We start from the raw sequence: 3,336 nt of genomic DNA on the forward strand, positions 1-3,336 counted from the left end.
AGCACGAGGTGGACCTGTCCACCGTCAAGGGCACCGGCGTCGGCGGTCGCATCCGCAAGCAGGACGTGCTCGCCGCGGCCGAGGAGGCCCGGGCCGCGAAGGAGCGTCCGGCCCCGACCGCCGCCCCGTCTGCCCCCTCGGCTCCGTCGACCGTGCCGGCCGCCGCCGCGGAGCTGCGCGGCAAGACGGTCAAGATGACCCGCATCCGCAAGGTCATCGCCGAGAACATGATGAAGGCGCTGCACAACCAGGCGCAGCTGTCCACCGTCGTCGAGGTCGACGTCACCCGGGTCATGCGCCTGCGCGCCCGGGCCAAGGAGGGCTTCCTGGCCCGCGAGGGCGTCAAGCTCTCCCCGATGCCGTTCTTCGTCAAGGCCGCCGCCGAGGCGCTGAAGGCCCACCCGGTCATCAACGCCCGGATCAACGACGACGGCACCGTGACCTACCACGACGTCGAGAACGTCGGCATCGCGGTGGACTCGGAGAAGGGCCTGATGGTCCCGGTGATCAAGGACGCGGGCGACCTCAGCCTGGCCGGGATCGCCAAGCGGACCGCCGAGCTGGCCGGCAAGGTGCGCAGCGGCAAGCTGAGCCCGGACGACATGTCCGGCGGCACCTTCACCATCAGCAACACGGGTTCGCGGGGCGCGCTGTTCGACACGATCATCGTGAACTACCCGCAGGTCGCGGAGCTGGGCATCGGGGCCACCGTGCGCCGCCCGGTGGTCGTGAACCATCCCGAGCTGGGCGAGACCATCGCCATTCGGGACATGGTCTACCTGACCCTGTCCTACGACCACCAGCTGGTGGACGGCGCGGACGCGGCCCGCTACCTGAACGACGTCAAGGCCCGTCTGGAGGCCGGCGGGTTCGAGGGCGAGCTGGGGCTGTAACCTCCCCGCCCGCCCGACGGTGCCCCGTCGGTCCGGCCGGTTCTACTGATCCCCGCAACACCCTGGAGTTCAGGGAGTTGCGGGGATCGTGGATTTTGAGGTGTTGAAGGCGAGGTTCTTCGAGGCACTGGACCGGGAGGGACCCGGGGCAGGATGGTGACGTGCGTGCCGCCCGGTTGATCCACCTGGTCCTGCTGCTCCAACAGCGCCGTCGGATGACCGCCGCCGCCCTGGCGGCGGAGTTGGAGGTCTCCGAGCGCACGGTGGCCCGGGACGTGGCGGCCCTGACCGAGGCCGGCATCCCGGTCCTCGCGGAGCGCGGGCGCGCCGGCGGCTACGCGCTGGTGGCCGGCTACCGGACCCGCCTGACCGGTCTGGACGGCCGGGAGGCCGCCGCGCTGCTGCTCTCGGCGGTGCCCGCCGCCGTCCGCGACCTCGGCCTGGACGGTGCCGCCGGCCCGGCCCGGCTCAAGCTGGCCGCCGCGTTGGGGCCGGAGGCCGCCGAACTCGGCCGCCGGACCGCCGAGCGCTTCCACCCGGACGCCCCGGACTGGTGGCGTTCGACCTCCACTCCCCCGCTGCTGTCCGTGCTGGCCGGAGCCGTCCGCGACGATCTGCGTCTGTCCTGTCGATACCGGCGGGGCGACGGCGAGGTGGTCGAACGGCTGCTGGAACCGCACGGCCTGGTCCTCAAGGCGGGCCTGTGATACCTCGTCGCCCGCCCCGGGACCACCGGTCGACCGCCGGATCGGCGGCGAGGGCGACCAGGGCGCGGGCCACGTAGAGCGGTGACTCGGAGATGGCGAAGGCCGGGTCCTTCGCCGTTCCCTCCCGCCAGGTCTCCTCGGTGACCCCGAAGTGGGTGTCGAGCATGGCCTCCGAACGCAACCACCCCGGCGTCAGGCAGACCACCGAGGTGCCGTGCGCGCGCAACTCCCCGGCCAGGCAGCGGGCGATCCGGATCGGGGCGTTCTTCGCCAGGTCGTAGTAGAGCGGCGCACGGTAGTCGCGGTTGCTCTCGGCGGTGCCGTCGGTGACCTCCACCAGGAGGCCACCGGGCCGGGGCATCAGCAGCGGCAGGGCGTACCGGGAGGTGATCAGGTGCGTCTCCACTCCCAGTCGGAGCGCCCGCATCCCCTTCCCGGGGTCGTGCTCCCACAGCGGCCGATCCCACTCGATGAGGTGGTCGGCGCCCCAGATGTCGTTGACCAGCAGGTCGAGCCGGGCGGAGTCGGCGTCGATTCGTTCCACCAGGGCCCGCACCTCCTCGTGTCGCAGGTGGTCGGTGGGCACGGCGACGCCCCGACCGCCGGAACCGGCCTCCCGGCCGGCGGCGGTCGCCAACTCCGCCGTCCCCTCGATGGTCTCGCCGGCGCGCCCCACCTCGCTGACCCGTTCCCGGGTGGTGCGGCCGGTGACCCAGGCCAGGGCGCCGGCCCGGGCCAGTTCGACCGCCATCGCGCGGCCGGCGCCCCGGGTGGCCCCGGCGACCAGGGCGACCCGGTCGCGCAGCGGGGCCCCTGCGGTGGGATCGACGGCGGGTGCGGCCCCGGTCCGGAGCGAGGTGGACGCGGGGGTGGATGCCTCGGATGTCACGTCTGTGTTCCCTTCGGGCCACGGGGCCGGTGGGCCCCTCCGGATCGACACTGCCGGCGATACCCGACATATCCTGTCCGGTTTTCCGGCGGGTTCCGTCCGGTTTCCCGGTGGCCGGACGCCGGTGGAGCCCTCCGGGTACCCCGATGGGGCCGCCGGTCCCCCTGCCCGGGGCCGCTCTCCGGGTGCGGGACGGGCCCGGAGGCCGGATGCTGGATGACGTGCTGGACGAGACGGAGTTCTGGGAGCTGATCGACTCCACCCGCGAGGCGGCGGGAGGCGATCCGGACCGTCACGCCGAGCTCCTGGTGGACCGCCTGACCGATCTCGGCCCGCAGACCGTGGTGGACTTCGCCCGACACTTCGAGTCCCGTTTCGTCCGGGCCTATCGCTGGGATCTGTGGGGCGCGGCCTGGGTGCTGCTCAACGGCGCCAGTGACGACTGCTTCGAGAACTTCCGGTGCTGGTTGATCTCGCGGGGGCGACAGGTGTTCGAGGGTGCTCTGCACGACCCCGACGCGCTCGCCGACCTGTTGACGGGCTTCGACCCGGAGACGGAGGGCGAGGCCGAGGAGGTCGGCTTCGCCGCCTTCGACGCGCACGAGCAACTGACCGGCGAGGAACTCCCCGACCTCGGCCTGCCGGTGGGACCGCCGGAGCCGGTGGGGACCCCCCCGGACTTCGAGGAGGAACGGGAGCTGGCCCGTGCCTACCCCCGGCTGTGGGCGCGGTTCCGCTCCGGCGGGAGCAACGTCCGGGCGGGCGGCGAACCCGCGGGCGACGCGACCGGCGGAAACCACGGTCGAATCCCCGGCGCTGCCTAGAGTTGCCCCCATGACGCCTCCCC

At 73.0% G+C, this 3,336-nt stretch carries 2 protein-coding genes and 2 pseudogenes; 3 read left to right on the top strand and 1 reads right to left on the bottom strand.

The genetic code is table 11. From position 1 onward, the window contains the following. Together FNQ90_RS16940 and FNQ90_RS16945 are read left to right on the top strand one after the other, a co-directional pair. A partial coding sequence (locus FNQ90_RS16940) for a 2-oxo acid dehydrogenase subunit E2 (protein ID WP_182607155.1) occupies window positions 1–893 on the top strand: 893 nt, incomplete at its 5' end. A gap of 161 nt (window positions 894–1,054) precedes the next feature. Next, window positions 1,055–1,597 (top strand): annotated as a pseudogene (locus tag FNQ90_RS16945) (helix-turn-helix transcriptional regulator); the annotation flags it as partial. On the opposite strand, the gene FNQ90_RS16950 reads toward FNQ90_RS16945, so the two are convergent. Next, window positions 1,584–2,405, bottom strand: coding sequence for an SDR family oxidoreductase (locus FNQ90_RS16950; protein WP_194432618.1), 822 nt, complete (start codon window positions 2,403–2,405; stop codon window positions 1,584–1,586). The pseudogene FNQ90_RS16945 and the gene FNQ90_RS16950 sit on opposite strands and share 14 nt — an antisense overlap. A gap of 308 nt (window positions 2,406–2,713) precedes the next feature. Here FNQ90_RS16950 and FNQ90_RS16955 point away from each other — a divergent pair. Continuing rightward, a pseudogene (locus FNQ90_RS16955) lies at window positions 2,714–3,226 on the top strand (DUF4240 domain-containing protein); the annotation flags it as partial. Window positions 3,227–3,336 lie beyond the last annotated feature (110 nt).

It is taken from the genome of Streptomyces alkaliphilus (assembly GCF_014141535.1).
GTDB lineage: Bacteria > Actinomycetota > Actinomycetes > Streptomycetales > Streptomycetaceae > Streptomyces > Streptomyces alkaliphilus.